We start from the raw sequence: 22,126 nt of genomic DNA on the forward strand, positions 1-22,126 counted from the left end.
GTTTATTATGCGCTAGCTTCGCTCTTTATGGGAAATGTCACAGGAATCTTTTGCAGTAGAAAAGCCAAATAAAGCATATCCACCGCAACGACCGCTCAAACCGTTGATAAGAAGTCCAAGTCCCAGCAACGTCCACCAACTTTGGTAATACAATGCGACCACTATTATAAATAGACCGATTATGATGCGTAACGTTCTGTCAGTCTGCCCAAGATTCTTTTTCATAACCTGACTCCAGATACAAACAAGCCCCTTTGCAGGGGCTTGAATGAAAATAATATCGCTGACTGTTAAATTAATCGTCGCCAGAGAAGGCACCAATTAAATGCAGCAAGCTGGTAAACAAGTTATAGATACTGACGTACAAAGTGACGGTTGCCATGATGTAGTTAGTTTCGCCGCCATGAATGATGTTGCTGGTTTCATACAAAATCAGACCAGACATCAACAAGACAAACATTGCAGAAACCGCCAACGACAATCCAGGCATGTTAAAGAAGAATGCTGCCAGACCCGCGAGGAAAGCGACCAGGATACCGACGAACAGGAAACCGCCCATAAAGCTGAAGTCTTTTTCAGATTTAATCGCATAAGCAGACAGACCCAAAAAGACAATGCCGGTCGCGCCCAAAGCTTGCATTACAATTTGCGGCCCATTGGGCAAACCTAAATATGCATTAACGATAGGACCTAATGTCAGCCCCATAAAACCGGTTAGCGCAAATACCGAGGCAATACCCCAAACACTGTTGCGTAATTTCGCTGTCAGGAATAACAGACCAAAATAACCGATCAAAGTGATGATGATACCTGGATGCGGCAGGTTAAAAACCATTGACACCCCGGCAGTCAGCGCACTGAAGCCCAGCGTCATAGCCAGTAGTACATAGGTATTACGCAATAACTTGTTGGTTTGCAGCGCAGATTCGCGCGAGCGTACAACTGTTGATTGTGTATCGTAGTTCATCAGTTTATTTCTCCATTACTCAGTAAAGTATTGATGTTAGGTAGTTCATCCAATGGACATCATCCTACCGGATAAGTTCTAAATGGCAATAGCAATATAAATTTTGCTTTCACTGTTGTCAGAACAAGTCATTCCTAGTAATATGCCGCGTCTTGGAGGGATGGCAGAGCGGTTGAATGCACCGGTCTTGAAAACCGGCGTGGGTTTATAGCCTACCCAGGGTTCGAATCCCTGTCCCTCCGCCAAACAAACTAACGGACTTCGGTCCGTTTTTTTGTATCTGGAGTTTGGTAAGTATGATTTTAGCTGTTGTGTATTTAGGAATTATTTCAGGTTATCCATTCTGCGTTCCCTCGCATGAGTGTATAAACGAATTGCAGTTAAACTGATGCACATCTTCTTCTATAACGCAGGACTTGCCTTAATGTCATGTGCATTTCCATTCTGGACTTAATCATCTGAAAGTCGATATACAGGATAATTCCTATCACTGCGATGCCAAATAAAAAGAAAATGTCGGCCCACATGGGTAAGAGCAAGGTCAACGAAAACTGAGGAATTATTTCAAGCTGAAACGCGAGCAAACTCAAAATCATTATGATGATTTTGTAAAAGTGCTGAGAAAATCCTACCTTCAATGCCGAACGTTCTCTTACACCTTTGATGAAGATTTTCCGTAATAATCTTTGCATTTTCATACTCAAGTTACTTAAGGAAAATCATATTAGACACATCTTTTTTACCGCTGCATTAACCTGAAGCAAAACAGCACTAAAGCTCTTTTTGCCTCAAATTCTCGCTATTGTGCAAAACCATGGTCACCGACTATGGATCTGCCTCCCGGGTTCAGGTACCTGAGTCAACATGCCCCCGACTTCATTGCTCTCTCTAGCCACTAAACCGTGAATACACTGCCCCTTTGCAGATCATAACCAGTGGCAAACCCTTCAAATCTTTTTTCATAAAACTCAGCACAGGGCGCTTTAGCGGCTTGGGACTAACGCATAAATTGATTCAATCTTGCAAGCTTGTTACATGTAAAAAAACAGCCTGCTTTGTCGTCGGCTATGGTTATCAAAATGTTTCGTCAATGTGTCGATCGGCAGCTTTTTGTTTAAGAAGCCTCATCAACGAAACATAATCCAGGGTCGAAGTTTATTCTCCAAAGCCTGCATGATTTGAGTAGCGATTTGTCGATTGTCAGGAAACATTACTCTCGCCTCCTTCACATCTTTACTCCATGCCCGGGCTGCATCTGAAGATATGACAATCACGCTACCTGAGTTGCCATTGGTAATAGCCATAGGTCTATTGCGCCAACGGATAGTTGTTGCTCTATCTGAGCAAAGAAGCACTTTTACCGCCCAAATTCATCGCTTAAAACTGGCATAATCTCCTTTAACGAACATGCATGAGAAACTCGAAGAAAAGGGATTTAGCGCCGTCGGCAAGCATTACTTTTCAAGCAGATGCTTGTATTACTTGTCGTAACTTTGTTGAAAGCTCTAAACGGGAATACGGTTTGCTCAACAGATCGATACCTAGATCTAATCGCCCGTGATGCACAATAACATCCTCAGTGTAGCCAGAGGTAAAGAGCACTTTTATCAACGGATAGATTGCCCGCGCCTGTTCGGCGAGTTCCCGTCCGTTCATACCGCCAGGCATGATAATATCCGTTAGCAGCAGGTCAATATCATTATGTGTTGTTAAGATTTTAAGCGCCTCGGGACCAGAAGTGGCAGCCGTCACACGATAACCTAGCAACTGTAATTGTCTTTCAAGGTTTTTTAACACCAGATGGTCATCCTCGACAATAAGAATATGCTCGGTGCCACCTTCCAACTTCTGTTCAGCTATCGTTTGAGTATTCACTTGCTGTTCACTTTGCATTCTGGGGAAGTAAAGCTTTACCGTGGTGCCTTCATTCAGTTCGGAATTTATCTTGATATGTCCGCTCGATTGCTTGGTAAACCCAAACACCATGCTTAAACCAAGTCCACTCCCCTTCCCCATCACTTTAGTAGTAAAAAAAGGTTCAAATGCTCTGCGCAACGTATCAGATGTCATACCTGTACCTGTATCTGAAACGCAAATCATCACGTATTCCCCTGGTACTACGTCAAAGTTTCGAGCAGCATACTCACTGTCCAATACTGCATTGGCAGTCTGAATAGTCAATTTGCCGCCGGTGGGCATGGCATCGCGTGCATTGACTGTCAGGTTCAGCACCGCAGTATCAAGTTCGCTGGCATCTATGTCAGTAATGCCTAAATCTGGATCGAGAACTAATTCAAGTTCAATATTTTCTGGCAAAGTGCGGCGAAGTAGTGGCTGCATTGCCTCTACCAAGCGATTAATATTTGTTGCTTTTGGGTCAAGCGGCCTGCGGCACGCAAATGCAAGTAGTCGACTGGTCAGCTCGGCTCCACGTTTTGCAGCAGATAGCGACATTTCCGCCATGGCTCTCAAGGTAGTGTCAGTTGTCAGATCTGTCATCATTTCTGCGTTACCCATGATAATCGTTAATAAGTTATTGAAATCATGGGCAACCCCGCCTGTCAGGTGACCTACCGCTTCCAGCTTTTGAGATTCACGCAACCGCTGCTCCATATCCATACGCTCGGTAATATCTTGCATACTACCTACCATGCGGACGACTTTCCCATCGTCATCCCTGGTAACAAAACCCCGATCAATCACATTGGCATATTGACCGTTGTATTTTAAGAAACGATATTCGTCGCTCCATAACACTTCATCACCATCAATGACTTTATACAACTCACGTAGCACACGGTCCTGCTCATCAGGATGAATACGTTTTATCCAAGACTCTGGTCCGGGTTCAAGTTCTGAAAATTTGTACCCAAAAACAACTGTCATCGCATCGTTCCACCAAAGGCTATTGGTAGAAAGATTCCAGTCCCAAATCACATCGTTAGTCGCCCGCGATATTAGCTCAAAACGTTCACGAGCTTGACGAAGTTCAACTTCCTTCAGTTTCCGCTGAGTAATATCACGCTGAACAGCTACAAAGTGAGTGCAATTTCTCTCAACATCGAACAAAGGGGTGATGTCCAGTTCCAGCCAATAAGATTGACCCGTTTTGCTATAGTTGAGGACTTCACAACGAATTGGCTTTTTATTTTGCAAAGCTCCTCTGATTCGGCTCAATTGCTGCCGGTCTGTTTCCGGCCCTTGCAAAATACGTGGTGTACGGCCAATTGCTTCGCTTTTGGTATAACCAGTTAACCGCTCAAAGGCATCGTTTACATAGACGATCCGTGGTCCATTGGGAGCTTCTAATGCATCTGCTTCGGTAATCACAACTACATCGTTTTGTCTTGACAAAGCCGCGTCAACAAGACGTAGCTCTTCTTGACGTTGCCGTTCACTCGTCACGTCACGAAAATACACGGCCAGACCATCCGGGATTGGATAGGCGCTGACATCAAACCATTTAGCCAATGGTGGGTAAAACGCCTGAAATCGGCTGGTCTTACGGCTTTCAATCGCCAATTGATATTGAGATTCAAAGTCGCTGCCGATCGCATCGGGAAACTCTTTCCAGAGGTTTTTTCCAAGCAATTGCTCCGGTGACCGTTCCAGCAAATTACCCGCCTGCTGGTTCACATAGGTAATAATCCATTTTTCATCAACAGCCCAAAATCCATCACTGATACTTTCCAGTACATCGCGGCGCTGACGTTCAGCGCTTTCAGCCCTGTCTTGTGCCTCACGCAACACCGAAATATCCTGAAAAGCGCCCTGTATGGCCTTGGTATTTCCTTTTTCATCCAGTTCTGCAATGCCGATTACCCGAACCCATGGCCGATGGCCATCTGATAGTTTGAGCTGACAAACAAAATCGAAATCTTTACCCTCACGAACACAGCGCTCAAAAGCGTCCTGGACCAGCTTACGATACTCTGGGGCATAGTACTGAATCGCTTCGGCGACAGTGGAAGGTGAATAACCAGAGGGTTTGCCATGAATAGCAGAGGTTTCTGACGTCCAGATAATGGTTTCTGAATCGAGTTGGATACGCCATCCACCCAATTTTGCTTTCTCACCAGCCAAATGCAAAAGTTGCTCAGCATGAGACAATTTTTCCCGAGTTCTGATAAAGGAAGTAATGTCCAGCACATAACCAAGAACTATTTCGCCGTCTTCCGATTCATGTCGTTGCCCCGCCCCCTTGATATATCTCACTCTGCCATCACTTGTTATTACACGATGCTCAAGCGTGAATTGGGGTGTCTGTTGCTCCTTAAAAGCCTTATAAACCGCGCGTACTGTTTCCTTATCATCAGGGTGAACCAAGGACAAGTAGCCATCAAAATCCGGGGCTGGATTACTGGTCGGCACATCGAAAATTTCGAATACCTGTCTCGACCAGTTCATCGTTCCCTTACCCAGATGAAACTCCCAGGTTCCCAGATTCAACATACGCTCGGCCGTCAGCAAACGAGCCTCATGTTCCTGTAATTTGGCTAAAGTCTGTCTGAGCTCTCTGGCATGCAGAATGATTTTCTGTACTGTCGGATCATTACCGCTAATCGCCTCAGTAGGTTTTAATTCATTACTCTCCTGAACAAGTGCTGTAACATCTTCCACAGAATGCATAATGAACTCAATTTCCCCAGCATCATTCAGAACCGGGCTATTCACCGCACTCCAGAAGCGTTCTTCAAAACTGCCATCAGGCAGAGAAATGGGATAGCGTTGTACAGCCATAACATCCGAAGTTTTTAACGACTTGACCCGTTGCAGAGAGGCAGATAACCTCATTACCCCGTCTGCATGCTCTTCTTTGGGATTGTCAGGAAAAACATTAAAAAGCATTTTGCCCACAATGTCTTTTTCACATGTCATGGTTGCTTCCAGATAATCATTCGTGACAGCGATAATTTCAAAATTGTCTGGCAGTATGACCAGAACTTTTCCTGGTAAGGATTTAAACAAACGTTTGTAATGATGATCAGCTAACTCATTCATACATCATTCCTTCTTGCCCCCTTTCCAATTAAGGGCAGTTATTTTGTCCATGGGTCTCGCAATAAAATATCCCTGTGCCTCATCACAGCCGATGTCACACAAAAAATTCAGCGCCCATTCATTTTCTACCCCTTCAGCCACTACGTTTAGGCCCATGGATTTACCCAAGCTAACAACCGCAGCAACGATTTTGCGTGACTCGTCAGAAGTGGTTAAAGTTTTAGTAAACATCTGATCAATTTTTAATTCTGAAAAGGGTAAACGTGCCAATTGGACAAGGGAGGAGTAGCCAACACCAAAATCATCAATGGAGAGGTGAAATCCACGAATACGAAACTGTGTCAGATGCTCCAGCAGCTTCAGTGGGCTATCCATACTCGCCGTTTCAGTCACTTCCAAAATAATTTGTGATGGTGAGACGTTGTACTCTCGACATTTATCTAATAGCCAATTTGGAAACGTTTCATCGTTAAGATTGACTGGCGATAAATTCAATGCGAATTTAAGTTTGGTGTCTGTTTGAGCAAAATCTGTAAGGTTTGCGAGAGCATATTCATAAATTTGTCGAGTCAACTGATGAATCAGCCCTGATCGTTCTGCAATTTCAATAAAGTCTACCGGGGTTATCATCACGCCACTCTGATGTGGCCATCGCGCAAGACATTCGAACCCCATCAGCTCACTATTAAGACAGGAAATTTTAGGTTGAAAATGTGCAATAAAGGCTTTCTTTCGCAGAGCGTTTGCAAGCTCATCACCGGAAATCGACAATCCTGAATGTAAAAACGACGATTCTTGATGAGGCAATATCCTGCTGGATGTATCGATTGTTAATAAATCCAGTAATGAGTCGCGAGAAAATGGCTTTGATAACGTCCCAAGTAGTGTCAGCCCATTCTCAGCTGCGGCACGAGAGGCAGAATCAAGTATGCGGCCACCTAGCCCCGAGATAATAATTACTGCTGCCTTACAGTCCAATTCTACGAGCCGATGTATGACATCAATTCCATCGAGCTTCGCAAGTTGCAAATCTACAGCTACATGCGTTGGCGACCAGACGAACAATTGTTCAATGAAGACCTCTATACTATCTGTATGTTCAGTCTGATAGCCAGCTATTTCTGCCATCATACAGATAGTTGCTGCTACATCATTTTCATCATCAAGCACCAGCAAGCGTCTATTGTTTTTCTGTTGTTTAATCATTGCCATTCCGACGTGTAAATCGTGAAGAAGAATCTGACTTTAGGAAGCGAGATAGGACGTTCGAAACTTTTCAAAAGTAGCGCTTGAATGACTCAACCATGACAGGGCAACGTTCAGCCTGGTTAAACTTTAGCTGAGTGATTCAGTTTTATTAAAAACACGAACTCATCAAAGTAATTAAGTGATAAATTAGTAAACTGATCGGCCATACAGACAAGAATAACTCCTGAAACCTGAATGTTTTGACATAAGTCCTTTTATGTCAGGTTTTGTAAGATATGGTCATGCTTCGCACTTAAAAACTCCCATAAACTCAGACTATTTTCATACTATTAATGAACATACTTGTTTTAGACGATGACATCGATGTAAGGAGAATGATCGGCCTGGTCATTCTTCAGATGAACTTTAATGTTTTGCAGGCTGGAGATATACATGGTGCAAAAAAACAACTTGATAATGTTGATATTGCCATCATTGATATTAACCTGCCGGATGGAAACGGCTATGAATTTGCAAAGTTTGCAAAAGCACATCGACCTGAAATAGGCATCATTATGTTAACAGTACGAAATGCAGTTGATGATGTGGTTCGCGGTTATAATGATGGCGCTGACATCTATCTGGCTAAACCCTTTAGCACTGCAGAGCTCACAGCAATACTCTTTTCACTTTCCCGTCGTAACCAACACTTCATGTCAAAAACGGGACAAATTAACTGGCAGCTAAATGTTTTTGGACGCATTTTACTTGCTCCAAATGGACAATGCGCAGAGCTTACAGAACGAGAAACAATTTTCTTTGAGCTTATCGCCAAAAGCCCCCGTAATCTTCTATCCAAACAACAGTTTGTAGAAGCTATAGGTCATAATTGGCTGGAGTTTGATAACCGGCGTATTGATACTTTTATAAGCAGATTACGCAAAAGAATTCTGGCACAAACCAATTTAGAGCTGAAACTTAAAGCTGATCGCCAGGGTAATTATTATTTAATGAATAAGATTGATCTATTAAATCATTGACTTCGATATTTTCATACCCTGCCTGACATAAACTTACACTCAACAACAAATTCCTGACAATTTCCCCTAAAGAATTTCACTCAGTTGATACTTCATTAACTGAGTTAAGTGAAGTTAATCGTATCAATACAAACTAGTACTAAACAGATGAAACGTTAATTTTCCGTTGAATCTTTAACTCAGCGTGTTTTTAGAGGATAAACAAATGCACGCTCAACAAGCAGAATTAATCACCAGCAAACTCCAAAGTGACATTAAGCTTGAGGATTTGGTACTGCCAAGCCCTCCAAAAATACTTCAGGCAATATGTGAACTTCAAAATAATCCACACCAGAATGTCGATAACGTAGTCGTCTTATTGAGTGAGAGTCAAGTCATTCAGGAGAGATTAATTCAGTTGGCAAATTGTGTAATGTACCGAGGCATGTTGGAAATCAAATCAGTTAAGCCAGCCATTTTACGCCTTGGTATTTCCCGTGTTTTAAGCCTTATATCTGGCATGAGTATTAGCCAATATATTTCAATCACCCGATCTCCGAGCCTGGAAAAACATTTTACAAAGATGTGGTTACAATGCTTGGATGTCGCTTCAATTGCTTATGTGATTGCTCAACTTAAAACACAAATTGATTCAGAAAAAGCCCTACTCGCGGGCATGGTACATAATATTGGCGTCTTGCCACTTTTACTAAGTCTTGATAACACACCTGTTTTTAAACAGAACCCCACCATTATGCGTGACATGGTTGACGCTATTATTCCGAAATACTATCCGTATGCTGGTCGGATCTTGATGCAATCATGGAACCTGCCAGAAGACATTATCTCGATCGCGACCAACCATAGAAATCTTCATCCCTCGACTCATAAAGAGATTGAATTATGCGATGTAATTCAACTGGCATTTGCATTGAGTAAAACTGCTGATTACACCAATCCGGATTATGAACCGATTGAGGTGATAACCTGCCCATCATTTACCAAGTTCTGGGGGAACTGGAATAGCGCTGCCGAAGAGCTTGCGACTTTTGAAGAACACATTAAATTGGTAAGGAACATTATTGCGATTTGATTATAGTTCAATGCTGAGTACATCTTTCTCTTAAATAACCTTTTTTATTGGCAAACCTCGAGAATGATTAGATTGTATTAACAGGAAATTGTGAAAGCCCCCTTTATGTCATGATGTGGGGGCAGCCTGTTTCACAGTGCATGAATGGTGGAGATTTTTTCGTAAAATCAGGACGAGCAACTGTAATACGATAGCCCGCCGACCTCAAAAAACGCTTGCGGCTTCAGCCTGTAAAATTTCTCCTCTACCGCTTTCGATTGCTCATCATATGGATTTGTCATGACTTCTTGCAGCTCTCGAATTAATGAGTAGTCACCCTCCTTCGCTTGCTGATAAGCAGGCACAACTAACCATTCCCGCAAACTGTATTTTGGATTAACACGTTTCATCTGGCTGGAGAGCTCGTCCGTCGTGTTGGCCTTAACGGTAAGCGCTTTCCATTTTGTGAGCCAATCTGCCCAGCGATTATCCATCCCTTCAGGATCTAACTGATAGGTCTGATTCCGGTAAAAGCTTTTTTTGAGGGGATCTATATCGTCCGGGACCATAGAGAGTTCGCGAAAGAAAATAGTGTAATCAACCGATGTTTGCATCATCAGCGCGACCAGCTCGCTAAATAATTCCTCATTAAACGTATCCAGCCCAAGTTTGGCTGCCCACATTTTCTCCATTGCTATCTGCATGACTGATGCGAAGCCGCTTTTAATCTCGTCGAGCTGTCGCAAACTGTCCTGATGTGAAGTCAGCAACGGACGCAATGCTGTACAAAACATCTGAAAGTTTTTTTCCGCTGCAGCAGGTTGATTCAAAAATGCGAAATGTTGTCCTCCTCCCGTCCATGGTTGGTAGTACGGATCAAATAGTTCGCAGAATCCAAATGGACCATAGTCGAGTGTGAATCCACCTGCTGCACAATTGTCGCTGTTGAAGTTACCCTGGCAGTAGCCGACACGGATCCAATTGGCAACAAGAGAGGTAAATCGGTTTCTATACTCGCGTGCAAGCATTAATACTTTTTCGGTGGTGCTCAAGCTTTGATCGATAACATCACTATACTCACGCTCGATCAGGTGCAAGACGATCTGCTCCAGCTCTTTCATGGCTTCTGGGTGTGCATTATTACGGGCACGGCGACCAAAAAGCTCAATTTGACCAACCCGAATAAAAGATGGGGCTACCCTTGTCGAAATTGCTGCTGGCTCTGATATAAGCATATCGGGATCCCATGAATGCGAGCCTTCGGAATACCACGGACGCTTTACTTTCTCAGTTTTCGATACGTACAAACTCAGAGACCGTGACGTAGGAACCCCAAGCGCGTGTATATGCTCCTGAGCCAGAAACTCTCGAACACTCGACCGCAAAACAGCGCGTCCATCGGCGCCGCGGCAATATGGCGTCCGGCCCCCACCTTTTAACTGCATTTCCCAACGATGACCATTGATGACGGCCTCCAGCACCGAAATAGCACGACCATCACCGTATCCGTTGCCGGTCTGAAAAGGACATTGCTGGGTGTATTCGGTACCATAAATCGACAGCGCATAGCCACACGCCCATCCAACCTTACGCATCGGCTCCGGAACGTTTGCAAGATTGCCAGAGAAGACACGCATAAAGTCAGCCGACTGAGCCAAACTATCGGCGAAGCCCAGTTCGCGAAACAGATTTTTACTATGTGCGACGTACTCGGGATTTTCGAGTGGCGTGGGACGGACAGGAACATAGTGGCCCGAAAAGACTTGCCGGGGTAAATGGTCGGCTCCGTTTGAGGTCGCATCAGGATCAGCATTGAGCGTATCCATAAACGAATAACTGACAAACTTTGCAAGATTGTCGAGATTGGAGATGGTTTCCATAGATTCGGTTTGCTGATGCAGTCGCATTACCATCGGACTCCTGTTAAGGTGAGAAGAAAGGCTGTTTTCACGCTGCTTGGTCAATCGCCCAGTAAGCTTAACCAATTGCAGAGCAACACTTTGAGATAACTTTGGATCACTTTCTGATTGTCACTTGCGGGTTTGCATATTTGGACAGCAGCTACTCATTTTGATGCTTGGCCTTCCTTATCCGTTCTCACGCCAGGGTCAATGAGCATCAACATGAGTAGAAAACAGCGCCGCAGCAAAAATTGATAAGTGAGCCACCATTCCTGAATTTATCATTGATCCGAAGACAAAATCAGTTATGGGTTAAGGTGACAGATTGCTTAGAGCGAAAGGCTAAACTTAAAAACGGAATATACCTTTAAAATCTTGTTTTAACACATATTACGCAGATATTTTCGCAGTTTACAGGGGCAATTTTTTTGATTGCCATTGATATTATCTCGTTAGCTGTACGCTTATGAATTGTCTTACAAACCTGCTCCCAAGCGTCAACGCAAGTGATAACAACACTAAGTGAGGCGAAAAAACATATGATTCCACTCTCTATTTTAGAACTTGGCCGTGTACGCCAAGGGTCTGACCGCAGAACAGCACTTAATGATGCCCGGACATATGCCCAGCAGGCTGAGCGTCTGGGTTACAAACGCATATGGGTTGCAGAGCATCATAATATGCCCGGGGTAACGACAGCCGCTACTTCCATCGTCATTAGCCATATCGCTGCTGGGACATCCAGCATCCGCGTCGGTGCCGGTGGCATCATGCTGCCTAATCACGCGCCATATATCATTGCTGAACAGTTTGGGACATTGGAAGCGCTATTTCCCGGCCGAATTGATCTTGGGTTGGGACGCGCTCCCGGCACCGACCAAATGACCTTACGTGCTTTGCGTCGAAACCCAGCCAACGCTGATAATTTCCCGCAGGATGTGCAGGAGTTACAGGCTTTTCTTGCACCCAAAGAAGCCACTCAACAAATAGAGGCAGTGCCCGGTTCGGGAAGTAATGTGCCTATTTGGATATTGGGCTCCAGCTTATTTGGTGCACAACTGGCGGCGATGCTGGGATTACCTTATGGTTTCGCCTCTCATTTTGCCCCACAAGCGCTTTATCAGGCGCTTGAAGTCTATCGGATGAATTTCAAACCTTCGGCACAGCTGGATAAGCCATACGCTATGGTCGGAGTCAATGTGATCGCGGCTGATACTGACGAAGAAGCTCGATACCTGGCAACATCACAGCAGATGTCCTTTACTGACCTCTTTCGCGGTACTCGCGGCTTGATGCAGCCACCTATCGAGGATATAGAAACCTACTGGTCGCCTCAGGAAAAGGCCCAGGCAGGGCAGATGCTGGATTGCAGTGTTATTGGTAGCCATGAGACTGTTCAAAGCGGTTTGCAAAATCTTATTGATAAAACGCAAGCTGACGAGCTAATGATCGTCTCCGACATCTTTGATACCGCAAAAAGGCAACGTTCAATCGAAATTACAGCCCTGGCAATGGCTTGAATATCTCCCAAGTCTTGCCAGGACAAATTATTTGTTCTCAAAAAGATTGAATCGGGAGTGACCGAACCCAGATGTTCATATAGATTCTAAAGCCCATACACATAGCCGTAAGTCACCACGATAATTTTCAAACAATATATTTATACTTTAAGTCGACTGATCGGACAGTTTAGGGTAGTCAATATAACCACGCTCATCTCCCCCATAGAAAGTACTCTCGTCCCATTCATTGAGCGGAGCCCCGAGTCGAAAGCGTTCAGGTAGGTCGGGATTGGAAATAAAAAGTCGGCCGAAGCTTACTAGATCTGTCTTACCATCGATGATTCTTTGTTTAGCCTCATTAAAAGTATATCCCCCGTTGGCAATGTAGGTACGCGTAAAGCTTTCCCGTATGGCCTCAATTACCGCCTCAGGTCGGCCGGAAACATGATTGCCTTGAAATGAGTCCTCGACCACCTCGATAAAAGCGATCTTTAAAGCGTCGAGCTTTTTCGCAAAGGTTCCAAAGGTGGTGACCGGGTCAGCGTCTTCCATAGCATTGAAACTTCCGGTTGGACTCACTCGAATACCAACGCGTTGAGCGCCCCATACATCAATTACTGCCGCGACCACCTCCAAAGGAAGACGTAAGCGATTCTCTAATGAACCACCATATTCATCGTCGCGATGATTGCTGCCGCTTTTTATGAATTGATCCAACAGATAACCATTGGCTGCATGAATTTCAACCCCATCGAAACCGGCACGTTTAGCATTTTCTGCACCTTGACGGAATTGCTCAATGATGTCCGGCATCTCATCAAGCTCCAATGCCCGCGGCGTCTGAATTTCGATCATTCCAGAATCAGCACTAATGTACGTTTTGGCCCCTTCTGGTTTAATGGCTGAAGGTGCCACGGGTTTATTACCATTGGGCTGAAGTTCAGGATGAGAAATGCGTCCCACATGCCAAAGCTGCAGAAATATATAACCACCCTCTTCATGTACAGCGTCTGTTACACGACGCCATCCCTCCACTTGCTCCTCAGAGTGGATGCCTGGAGTGAAAGCGTAACCTTTACCCTGAGGCGAGACCTGAGTTGCCTCAGCGATAATGAGTCCAGCACCAGCACGTTGGCGGTAATATTCTGCATTCATTTCTGTAGGGACGTCGCCCGGCTGTTTGGACCGAGAACGAGTCAAAGGGGCCATCAGAATTCGGTTACGTAAAGTCAGATCTCCAAGCTCGAAAGGCTCAAACAGGATGTCATCGTTTTGCACCATCAATTTTTCTCCTTATAAATTAATCTACTAATCTAAATCACAGACACCATGCAATACATCTGCCAGAGGTTTAAGGTGATTTCCTTGTGGGCTTGATGTCTTTGCTTATTGCATATCAAACTTGGCTTTTTGTTTAGATTTACAGGTATTTCCTTTGAGCCAAGAATGTGAAATAAATTATCCAGATTAAATAATGATTACTAATAAAGTTCAAACATGATGTGAACTTTTTACACCCAGAGCTTCAGAGCTTATACGCTCTTGCTTGTTGAGTAGATCAGATCTTTTTCTTGTCGTTGTTTAATTTCTTTAAGAAAAAAACAATAAAGAGTTAATTTTTGTTGAAAGTGATGCTCGCCTCGAAATCTCAAGGTAGATTATTCGTCCTCAACAACACTGATTCGGATAGAGACTAAAAAAGCTTACCTTCTGATTTGTTAGCAGAAAGTGACACAGAATAAATTAAGTTGGCTGACCCCATGATTCCACCAGCAGAGAGTATATTGAGCTCTGCTCCAACGAGTATCTAAAAGAGTCAATTGGATTCAGCCTCCATCGACACCATGGTTCGAACTCCTGTCCTTCAGCCAAAACAAAATAACAGACTTCGGTCCTTTTTGTTGTTTCTGAGGTGGGAATTGTGATTTAGCTGTTCTGCAATTAGGATATTATTTCAGGCTCAGCATCGGATTTTACGGTAGTCCATCCTCAATTCTTTTTCTTGAAAAAGGGGTTATTTTTTATGTCTGAAAGGTATTAATGATGGAACTATTTTTTTTGCCAAACTTGGCTTACTTACTTGTTCAACCATTCTTTGAAGGGTCTTTGCAGCAATTGCAGAGGATGTAGTTGGACCTAGAATAATTTTGTGTATAAGTTTCACCAACTCAATCTTTCCTCCTAAAGATTCGGGAATCTCGTTGAGTTTTAATTTTAACTTCGGCTGGAGACCTTCATCAGTAGCCTGATAGCTCAACATAGGTGCGAGTATTTTCTTATCGTCACGTTCACTCATATAAACAACACGCCATTCATTCTCTTCTTTGAACCCATCATGTTTTGAAAAAAGTGAAAATACGATTAACCTTTGAAACCAGTAATAGGCCAGCGTGTAGAGATTTTTGTCATTTTGTTCTGTTACTTTTAGAAAACTGGAAAACTCATCAAGCTTAATATTTATCCAAGCGATCCTTTCTTCAACACTTCCATATTCAACTGGTGCAATTATGAATGGAGACTCTTCATTGTTATTGAGAATGCTAGTGTCGATAACAACTGAAATTCCATTTCCATTCTGTCCATATCCGCGCCACATGGACAAAACACCGTCGTCATCTGATGATTGATGCTCACTAAAACATAGTACATACGTGTTGTATGCATGCTTTTCTTCAAACTCTCGAAAATAATAATCAAAATAATTAATTAACTTTGAATGTATTTCGTCTGAACCACATGCTTCACGAATGCCATTATGCTGCTTAAAGCACTTTGTACCCTCACGAACTCCAAAGATAAGTTCTTCCCAATCATTCATTTCTAGAGGATTAGAAAACCATAATTCATCATTCCGAAGAATACTTTCGAATGTACTTATGGAAGTGTAATGCGCCAGTAATGGTCGTCTCTTTGGAAACAGATTGTTCTTATCGAGATCCGCCCAGAGTTTTTCATATGCTTCGTGTATCGGGTCCATGATGAAATCTATAGTTAAAGTTGGGCCTAATCATAAATTCATTGAAGCATTCTGCATAGAACATAAGCTCTTTTGAAGAATCTATGTTGTGATGCTGATTTGTCCAGCCTGATTCGACATTTATGAGTTCTTTCCTCCGTTAATTCCATTTGATATTGAGATTTATGTAGTTTTTAACGCCTATCTAACTACCTCGATAACAAGGATTATCTTAGCCGAATTACTGTTTGTGGGCTTCTGTGACTGGATTTATTTTCGTTTTATCGTCTGGAACAAGTTTTCCCATATTGGGATTTTGACTACCTTATCATATTCATGTATATTCCTCCCAAATTGGGAATTTCAAGATCATGCGAATTGTTGGAAAAGAAAAACTACAACACCTTATATGCTCTAATGGATCAGCGCGAACATGGTTGTGCGCATGGATCGCAGAACTAAACAATGCGCACTGGAAGCAACCTGCAGATGTTAATAACCAATTCCCTAATGCCAAGCTCTCTGATTCAGGAATATTTATTTTCCCCATCGCTAACTGTGACAAAGAAGTTTGTTTACAAATTGCATTTCAACAAGGCATCGCCGTTATCACCGGCTTAAAGTAAAGAAATTATGGAAGCTAAAATAATTCGAACAGAAGAACAATACACTGCTTATCTTGATGAGGTTCAAGCCCTCATTTCTGAAAGTCCGACTCTGAACTCAGAAAAGAGTGAACGACTTGAACTACTGACAGTTCTATTAGAATCATATGAAAACTCTAAATATCCGGTAGAAAGCCCTGACCCCATAGACGCTATTCTTTTTCGCATGAATGAAAAAGGATTAAAGCAAGCTGATCTGATTCCATATTTTGGTACCAGCAGTCGGGTGTCAGAAGTATTGAATCGTAAGCGTCCTTTAACAGTCCAAATGATTCGTGCATTAACAATTGGTCTCGGTATCTCAGCTGAAACATTAGTTGGCGCATCACTTACCGCCCCCCCCAACAATAAAAAATCTGTTGATTGGTCTAAATTCCCTATTAAAGAAATGTCCCGTAGAGGCTGGATCAGTAAAGCCGGAAAAATTGCCAAGAATAACATTGAAGATTTAGTAAAAGGCTTTATTTCAGATGCAGGCCTAGAATTTGGCGCGGCATCTTTTCGAAAAACATTTTATGGAGAGGCTGAAACCCCTACATCGAGATATGCCTTATATGCTTGGTTGGCTAGAGTGATCCAAAAAGCTAGGGAAAAGAAATCGAGTACTAGTAAGTTCAACCCCGATGACCTGTCCTCAAGTTATTTGAAAGAACTTGCTCAGTTAAGTCGATTCGATACCGGTCCATTATTAGCTATAGAACAACTAGAAAAAACAGGCATCGTCGTAATCATTGAACCAGCTTTGAAAGGCACATTATTGGATGGAGCAGCACTTAAAGACGCCGATGGAACACCAATCATTGGCCTCACCTTAAGATATGACCGACTTGACCATTTTTGGTTTACGCTCTTACATGAAATTGCTCATATCTGGAAGCACGTAGACGGTAACGAAGCATTTTTGGATGATTTAGACTCCTCATCTGAAGATCGTAAAGAAGCTGAGGCCAATCGCTTAGCTACTGAAGCATTTATACCAAGGGTGCAGTGGCGAAGAAGCGACGCCTACACTGCCCCCAGCAAAGATTCAATTGAACGCTTTGCTAAAGATTTGAAAATTCATCCCGCGTTAGTGGCGGGAAGATTACGCAAGGAGTCGGGAAATTACAGCCTGTTCTCCGATATGCTGGGACAGAACCAAGTACGACAATTATTTCCATCCAGTCAGGAGTGTGAGGCATAGTCATGAATACTAATTACTTCCCTATTTTGAAAGCAAAAGATGCTGAATTTGACGCACTTGGTAAGGCGTCAGCAAACGTCACCAATAACATGGTGCCGATGTTTGAAGTCCCCAAATTCAATCCTGAACTAAAAAAATATAAAGATAATCCCTACGCAAAAGCCACTTTTTTATCCGAGCTTAGTAAAAAAATAAGTATTCTACGATCTGGGATGTACACAATGTTCGATACATACCATTGGCAAAATCCCGGCGAAAAAGTGGAAACAGGAGAGCATCATTTATCTTATCTATATAACGCCCTGAAAAGTGATGGAGTCAATGCTGTGCCGGTTGTAGGTTATGATCGATGGGATGACATCGAATATCGTCTGGCATTAAAAAGCATTTCGAAATCACACACTGGTGTATTTTGTGTAAGGCTTGACCGATTTGCATTTGATGATGTTCGTGATCCTGATCACTTTCATTCTAGGTTGTCAGAAATTGTTAACTTCCTCGAACTCGACCCATCTAATTGCCATGTAACGCTCGACCTTGAAGATGTCAGCTCCCTCGCTATAGTAGATATTTTCGAAAAATTTGATTCTCTATTCTCTCAAATCAATATTTATGGTTTTTCCTCCTATTCAATAGCTGGTTGTTCTCTACCGAACTCAATTGATAAGGTAATCAAAGACAAAGACTCCTGCGGCTCTATATTGAGAGGAGAAATGTTGTTATGGAAAAATGCTAGAAAGCATTACCCCACCTTCAACATTCATTTTGGCGATTACGGTGTCCGTGGACCTAATTCCGGTGAATCAGGATATGGAAATACCAACGCCAAAATTCGATACACAATTGACGATCATTATTTTATTGTGAGGGGGCACGTGATTAGAAAACCACAAGGAGGTTTTCAACACTGTGGCCTTGCGCAAACCGTACTAAATTCAGGCTATTATCTGCCCGGCTTTAGTTGGGGAGATAATGAAATTAAGCGATGCGCAAATGGTGATATTGGTGGCGGGTCTACTACCTGGATTAAAATTGATACAAATCATCATATTGAGTATGTGGTGGCTGAAATAAATGAGTTTGAACGCACAATTATAAATGCTGTTCAAACAGAAAAATAAAAAAATAATTAAGAGCTTCGAGCGATATAAGCATAGAATGCAGACAACGCTCATGCCGAACTGTATGGCAAAAATGTGCGCTAGTTAAAATTTTTGACGAATGAACAATTAACTCTGATCCAAATTGATTTCAAACATTTGCTGATTATCAACTGCTGGGAAAAACGCTGGCTGCTCATGCATTAGCACGATAAGCATTTTCTCCTGCCACTGCAGGTACAAACGCTGCCAGATGCGTTCTGCCATCTCTCCATCAATGCCGTTGAAAGGCTCATCCAGCAAGATCAGTTTTGTTTCTCTTAATAAGAGTCTTGCCAGACAGATCCTTCTGGCCTGACCACCGGATAGTTGGCTGCCGGTATCACCTAGCCAGCTGTGTAATCCTTTGGGTAGTTGTTTAGCCCAATCATCCAGCTCAACTAAACTCAGTGCCTGCCAAAGCTGTTGTTCGTCAACGTGCTCCAGCCCGAGTGTCAGATTGCTATAAAGCGTGGCGGCGATAATGCTGTTTTGTTGGGTTAAATAGGCTATTTGCTGATGCCATGAGGCGGTTTGTTCGGCTTTTAGTGGAATTCCGTTAATCAGTAGCTGATAATGAGAAATGGACGAATCCGGAATTTCCAGCCCCGCCATGATATTTGCCATCGTCGACTTGCCGCTGCCTGAGCGTCCGGCCAATAGCAGACATTGTCCAGCGGTTAATTCAAACGCTATGGCGGTTTCCATCGTACACGTCACTTTGGGGTGCGCAGCCAACATGACCGACAGTCTTTCCAGTTGTGACACAGCCAATTGCTGAGTGTGCTGACGCTGAGCCAAAGGGCGCAAACGTTCGGCGGAATAACGCGTTTTCCCCCACTGCCCTATTTGTCCCGGCAGATTTTGCAGTAACTCGGCCAAACCAAACACCGCCAACACCAGCATAACCGCAACCGGTCCACTCATCGTCGTATTCTGATATGCCAGTAAAGCCACAATTGCCACCGCAATCACGAACAAACCATGACAGATACTGACCATCAATTGTGCATTGGCTATATGTTGATTCAATCGAAGCTGTGAGAGGCCAATCTGTTTTAATGACGCCTCCAGTTGAGTTTGATGCGAGTGCTGTAGGTGGGCCGCCTGTAATTCAAGTTGTCCTTGTATATGTTCAATTGATACTAAACGGGCACAGTTGATTTGTTCGGCATAAAGCGCACTGATGTGAGCAGTTTTATGGGTTAACAGGCTGAAATAGCCAATGCCTGACAGTAAGGCGATAACAGCAAACACCCAGCCAAGCGCGAATGAGAAAAAGCCTATAAAGATAGCCAGCAACAACACGCTGCCGATGGCGGTCATTGTTGGCAACAACAGCCTTAACACGAGACTATCAAGATTATCCAGATCAGCGGTTAAACGACTCAGCCATTCACTATCGCGAGTGCTGCGCAGTTGATGAGCAGGTAAATCGATTAATCCGCGGAACAGGGTGCCTCTGAAGCCCGCGATAACACGCAGTACCATATCGTGATTATGCAGACGTTCAAAATAACGCCCTACTGTTCGGCTCAAAGCAAAAAAGCGGATGCCGCCGCCTGGACGATAGATATCCAGCAACACGACACTGCCCGCCGTAATGGCCAGGCCGGTAATCGCCGTGGCGGTGATCAACCATCCGGATAAGGCCAATAATCCCATTGCTGAAAGCGTCGTTAATAACGCCAGTAACAGACCGATTACGATTCTTTTCTGCTGATTATCCAGGACTTTTTTAAGCCAGAACCACATGCCCGAATCGTGTTTTTTGCTATGAAGAAACACGCTTAGCCTGCCTCTCGCTCAGTAAACAGAAGTCGTTGATCAGCAAGCGCCAGCACATCAGCATCATGGCTGGAAATCACCAAGATACAATTTGGTTTTAACGCCGTTAATGCCGTCAGCACATACTGACGACTTTGTGCATCCAGACTGGCTGTCGGTTCATCCATCAACACCAACGGTGCCGGCGACAGTAATATTCTTGCCAAAGCTAATCTTTGTAATTGGCCACCGGAAAGCCCTTCACCATGCTCATTAACTTGACTGTCCAAGCCGTTGTTTCTAGATAGAATTAAATTTCCCAATCCTAGCTGCACCAAAACCGCCTGCATCTGTTTTCTCGTTGCCTTGGGGGCCAATACCTGCAGGTTATCTGCCCAACTGCCATGAATGATCCAGGGCTTTTGTGGTAAGTAACGGATCGGCTCGGTTCCAATAGGGCGCTGATTTAACATCACGCTACCCGACAAGGCGGGCAGATAACCTGCCAGCGTATGTAACAAGGTGGTTTTACCACTCCCCGAGGCGCCACTTATTACCAGACACTGGCCCGTGGTTAACTCCATATTAAGAGGGCCTTGCAATGCCTTGTCCGCCGTATAGCCGATGGTCAGTTGCAGTGAAGTTAAATGCGCCAATTTCGATTCTGTGGATGTTTGGAAATCAGCTTCGGCTCTCTGCACCCGAGATTCTGGACGTAAATAAGGCGCGATATGTCCTGCGGCCGCAATCGCTGCGGCTCGGTCATGATAAAACTGCGATAAATTTCGTAATGGCTGAAAAAACTCGGGAGCCAGCAACAGAATAAATAATCCGCTGAATAAGGTGATATCAGCTGCCGGGCCCCAGGTGATGGAACCCAACAAGGCAAAACCAATATAGATGGCAATACTGGCAATTGCGACGCTGGTAAAAAATTCCAGAACGGCTGATGACAGAAATGCCAGTTTCAGGGTTTTCATCACCACCTGACGGTAATCCTGACTTCGTGCATTCACCTCGGTCAGCGCCGCCGCTTCGGCAGCAAACAGCTTTAATGTCGTGAGATGTTTGACGCGATCCAGAAAATGTCCTGCCAGACGCTGGCGTTGTTTGAAAAATCGCTGGTTTACCCCTTCTGCCCCCATACCGACCAACACCATAAAGAAGGGAATTAATGGCGCAGCCAATAACAAAAACAAAGCCGCTAGCCAATTGTAATAAAACACCACTATTACAATGAGTAAGGGGGTAAGTAAGGCAAGTGATTGCTGGGGCCAGAATCGTGCAAAAAAACCATCCATGGCTTCGACATCTTCAATTAATTGACTGGCTGCCGCCCCGGGAGAACGTTGGGTATGTTCCAGAGCACTGGTTTGACGCCAGGCGGAGAGGATCTGCGCTCGCAAATCTGCTCGCGCATGCAGACTGGCTAATTGACTGAGATGTTCTTGTACCCGGGTTAATACAGCATGGCTAATCAGACTCAATATCATCAGGATAATAAAGCGAATCTGCTCAATGAGCGGTTGTTGCTGAATAATGACTGAGTAAGTCAATGTGGCCAAGGCATACCACTGCACAATCACCGCTAGCGTGGCCAAGCCGCCTGCACCAACAGCCAGAAGCAACCGATTACGCTGTTTACCTGCAAGCTGTTTTAACAATAACCGTCCGGCTTTGGCTGGGGAGTTATCAGTCGCGATCGACTCATCTGACATGAAGAAAGCCCTGTTGCAGGTTCATCGCCGCCTCAGCTATGTATTAAA

Annotated in this window: 16 protein-coding genes and 1 tRNA gene; 7 read left to right on the forward strand and 10 right to left on the reverse strand. The window is 43.9% G+C overall.

Annotated features, from left to right (window positions below; genetic code table 11):
• Positions 1–12: 12 nt before the first annotated feature.
• Together LGT40_RS13220 and LGT40_RS13225 are read right to left on the reverse strand one after the other, a co-directional pair.
• On the reverse strand, positions 13–225 hold the full coding sequence (locus LGT40_RS13220; protein WP_226074195.1) for a YgaP family membrane protein: 213 nt from the start codon (positions 223–225) through the stop codon (positions 13–15).
• Between the two features lie 70 nt (positions 226–295).
• Positions 296–967, reverse strand: coding sequence for a Bax inhibitor-1/YccA family protein (locus LGT40_RS13225; RefSeq protein ID WP_226074193.1), 672 nt, complete (start codon positions 965–967; stop codon positions 296–298).
• A gap of 154 nt (positions 968–1,121) precedes the next feature.
• Here LGT40_RS13225 and LGT40_RS13230 point away from each other — a divergent pair.
• Positions 1,122–1,212 (forward strand) — tRNA-Ser (locus tag LGT40_RS13230).
• A gap of 882 nt (positions 1,213–2,094) precedes the next feature.
• Here the strand turns inward: LGT40_RS13230 and LGT40_RS13235 are convergent.
• The 3 genes from LGT40_RS13235 to LGT40_RS13245 all read right to left on the reverse strand — a co-directional run bounded on the left by LGT40_RS13235 (position 2,095) and on the right by LGT40_RS13245 (position 7,174).
• Positions 2,095–2,271 carry a hypothetical protein gene (locus tag LGT40_RS13235; protein WP_226074191.1) on the reverse strand — a complete coding sequence of 59 codons (177 nt, stop codon included), beginning with the start codon at positions 2,269–2,271 and terminating at the stop codon, positions 2,095–2,097.
• A gap of 157 nt (positions 2,272–2,428) precedes the next feature.
• Positions 2,429–5,968 carry a hybrid sensor histidine kinase/response regulator gene (locus tag LGT40_RS13240; protein ID WP_226074188.1) on the reverse strand — a complete coding sequence of 1,180 codons (3,540 nt, stop codon included), beginning with the start codon at positions 5,966–5,968 and terminating at the stop codon, positions 2,429–2,431.
• A 3-nt stretch (positions 5,969–5,971) separates the two neighbouring features.
• Positions 5,972–7,174, reverse strand: coding sequence for an EAL domain-containing response regulator (locus LGT40_RS13245; RefSeq protein WP_226074186.1), 1,203 nt, complete (start codon positions 7,172–7,174; stop codon positions 5,972–5,974).
• A 335-nt stretch (positions 7,175–7,509) separates the two neighbouring features.
• On the opposite strand from LGT40_RS13245, the gene LGT40_RS13250 reads away from it, so the two are divergent.
• Both LGT40_RS13250 and LGT40_RS13255 read left to right on the forward strand, forming a co-directional pair.
• Positions 7,510–8,196: a response regulator transcription factor gene (locus LGT40_RS13250; RefSeq protein ID WP_226074184.1), complete on the forward strand. Its 687-nt coding sequence runs from the start codon at positions 7,510–7,512 to the stop codon at positions 8,194–8,196.
• Between the two features lie 205 nt (positions 8,197–8,401).
• Positions 8,402–9,268 (forward strand): HDOD domain-containing protein, encoded by an 867-nt coding sequence (locus LGT40_RS13255; protein WP_226074182.1) that lies wholly within the window; start codon positions 8,402–8,404, stop codon positions 9,266–9,268.
• A 167-nt stretch (positions 9,269–9,435) separates the two neighbouring features.
• On the opposite strand, the gene LGT40_RS13260 is transcribed toward LGT40_RS13255, so the two are convergent.
• Complete coding sequence (locus tag LGT40_RS13260) at positions 9,436–11,160, reverse strand: protein adenylyltransferase SelO (protein WP_226343214.1); 1,725 nt, start codon at positions 11,158–11,160, stop codon at positions 9,436–9,438.
• Between the two features lie 527 nt (positions 11,161–11,687).
• Between LGT40_RS13260 and LGT40_RS13265 the strand changes: the two genes are divergently transcribed.
• Positions 11,688–12,668 (forward strand): LLM class flavin-dependent oxidoreductase, encoded by a 981-nt coding sequence (locus LGT40_RS13265; RefSeq protein ID WP_226074178.1) that lies wholly within the window; start codon positions 11,688–11,690, stop codon positions 12,666–12,668.
• 147 nt (positions 12,669–12,815) lie between these two features.
• Here LGT40_RS13265 and LGT40_RS13270 read toward each other — a convergent pair whose 3' ends face one another.
• Together LGT40_RS13270 and LGT40_RS13275 are read right to left on the reverse strand one after the other, a co-directional pair.
• Positions 12,816–13,931 carry an alkene reductase gene (locus tag LGT40_RS13270; protein ID WP_226074176.1) on the reverse strand — a complete coding sequence of 372 codons (1,116 nt, stop codon included), beginning with the start codon at positions 13,929–13,931 and terminating at the stop codon, positions 12,816–12,818.
• A 733-nt stretch (positions 13,932–14,664) separates the two neighbouring features.
• Complete coding sequence (locus LGT40_RS13275; RefSeq protein WP_226074174.1) at positions 14,665–15,627, reverse strand: DUF2971 domain-containing protein; 963 nt, start codon at positions 15,625–15,627, stop codon at positions 14,665–14,667.
• Positions 15,628–15,977: 350 nt separating this feature from the next.
• Between LGT40_RS13275 and LGT40_RS13280 the strand changes: the two genes are divergently transcribed.
• Genes LGT40_RS13280 through LGT40_RS13290 form a run of 3 tightly spaced genes read left to right on the forward strand, consistent with a single transcriptional unit; the run spans position 15,978 to position 18,575 of the window.
• Positions 15,978–16,232 carry a type II toxin-antitoxin system HigB family toxin gene (locus LGT40_RS13280; protein WP_226074172.1) on the forward strand — a complete coding sequence of 85 codons (255 nt, stop codon included), beginning with the start codon at positions 15,978–15,980 and terminating at the stop codon, positions 16,230–16,232.
• A 7-nt stretch (positions 16,233–16,239) separates the two neighbouring features.
• Positions 16,240–17,454 carry an ImmA/IrrE family metallo-endopeptidase gene (locus LGT40_RS13285; RefSeq protein WP_226074170.1) on the forward strand — a complete coding sequence of 405 codons (1,215 nt, stop codon included), beginning with the start codon at positions 16,240–16,242 and terminating at the stop codon, positions 17,452–17,454.
• 2 nt (positions 17,455–17,456) lie between these two features.
• Entirely contained in the window at positions 17,457–18,575 is a 1,119-nt protein-coding gene (locus LGT40_RS13290) for a beta family protein (protein WP_226074168.1), read from the forward strand.
• Positions 18,576–18,683: 108 nt separating this feature from the next.
• On the opposite strand, the gene LGT40_RS13295 is transcribed toward LGT40_RS13290, so the two are convergent.
• Both LGT40_RS13295 and cydD read right to left on the reverse strand, forming a co-directional pair.
• Complete coding sequence (locus tag LGT40_RS13295; RefSeq protein WP_226074166.1) at positions 18,684–20,348, reverse strand: amino acid ABC transporter ATP-binding/permease protein; 1,665 nt, start codon at positions 20,346–20,348, stop codon at positions 18,684–18,686.
• Between the two features lie 35 nt (positions 20,349–20,383).
• Complete coding sequence (cydD, locus tag LGT40_RS13300; protein ID WP_226074164.1) at positions 20,384–22,078, reverse strand: thiol reductant ABC exporter subunit CydD; 1,695 nt, start codon at positions 22,076–22,078, stop codon at positions 20,384–20,386.
• Positions 22,079–22,126 lie beyond the last annotated feature (48 nt).

It is taken from the genome of Methylophaga pinxianii (assembly GCF_020447225.1).
In the GTDB taxonomy this organism is placed as follows: Bacteria; Pseudomonadota; Gammaproteobacteria; order Nitrosococcales; family Methylophagaceae; genus Methylophaga; species Methylophaga pinxianii.

Bases quoted from the DNA above. Each gene is read 5' to 3' on its own strand.
- LGT40_RS13235 (WP_226074191.1), bottom strand. From the start codon at position 2,271: ATGGCTATTACCAATGGCAACTCAGGTAGCGTGATTGTCATATCTTCA.
- LGT40_RS13225 (WP_226074193.1), bottom strand. From the start codon at position 967: ATGAACTACGATACACAATCAACAGTTGTACGCTCGCGCGAATCTGCG.
- LGT40_RS13240 (WP_226074188.1), bottom strand. From the start codon at position 5,968: ATGAATGAGTTAGCTGATCATCATTACAAACGTTTGTTTAAATCCTTA.
- LGT40_RS13270 (WP_226074176.1), bottom strand. From the start codon at position 13,931: ATGGTGCAAAACGATGACATCCTGTTTGAGCCTTTCGAGCTTGGAGAT.
- LGT40_RS13220 (WP_226074195.1), bottom strand. From the start codon at position 225: ATGAAAAAGAATCTTGGGCAGACTGACAGAACGTTACGCATCATAATC.
- LGT40_RS13245 (WP_226074186.1), bottom strand. From the start codon at position 7,174: ATGATTAAACAACAGAAAAACAATAGACGCTTGCTGGTGCTTGATGAT.
- LGT40_RS13280 (WP_226074172.1), top strand. From the start codon at position 15,978: ATGCGAATTGTTGGAAAAGAAAAACTACAACACCTTATATGCTCTAAT.
- LGT40_RS13260 (WP_226343214.1), bottom strand. From the start codon at position 11,160: ATGGTAATGCGACTGCATCAGCAAACCGAATCTATGGAAACCATCTCC.
- LGT40_RS13285 (WP_226074170.1), top strand. From the start codon at position 16,240: ATGGAAGCTAAAATAATTCGAACAGAAGAACAATACACTGCTTATCTT.
- LGT40_RS13250 (WP_226074184.1), top strand. From the start codon at position 7,510: ATGAACATACTTGTTTTAGACGATGACATCGATGTAAGGAGAATGATC.
- LGT40_RS13290 (WP_226074168.1), top strand. From the start codon at position 17,457: ATGAATACTAATTACTTCCCTATTTTGAAAGCAAAAGATGCTGAATTT.
- LGT40_RS13255 (WP_226074182.1), top strand. From the start codon at position 8,402: ATGCACGCTCAACAAGCAGAATTAATCACCAGCAAACTCCAAAGTGAC.
- cydD (WP_226074164.1), bottom strand. From the start codon at position 22,078: ATGTCAGATGAGTCGATCGCGACTGATAACTCCCCAGCCAAAGCCGGA.
- LGT40_RS13265 (WP_226074178.1), top strand. From the start codon at position 11,688: ATGATTCCACTCTCTATTTTAGAACTTGGCCGTGTACGCCAAGGGTCT.
- LGT40_RS13295 (WP_226074166.1), bottom strand. From the start codon at position 20,348: ATGTGGTTCTGGCTTAAAAAAGTCCTGGATAATCAGCAGAAAAGAATC.
- LGT40_RS13275 (WP_226074174.1), bottom strand. From the start codon at position 15,627: ATGGACCCGATACACGAAGCATATGAAAAACTCTGGGCGGATCTCGAT.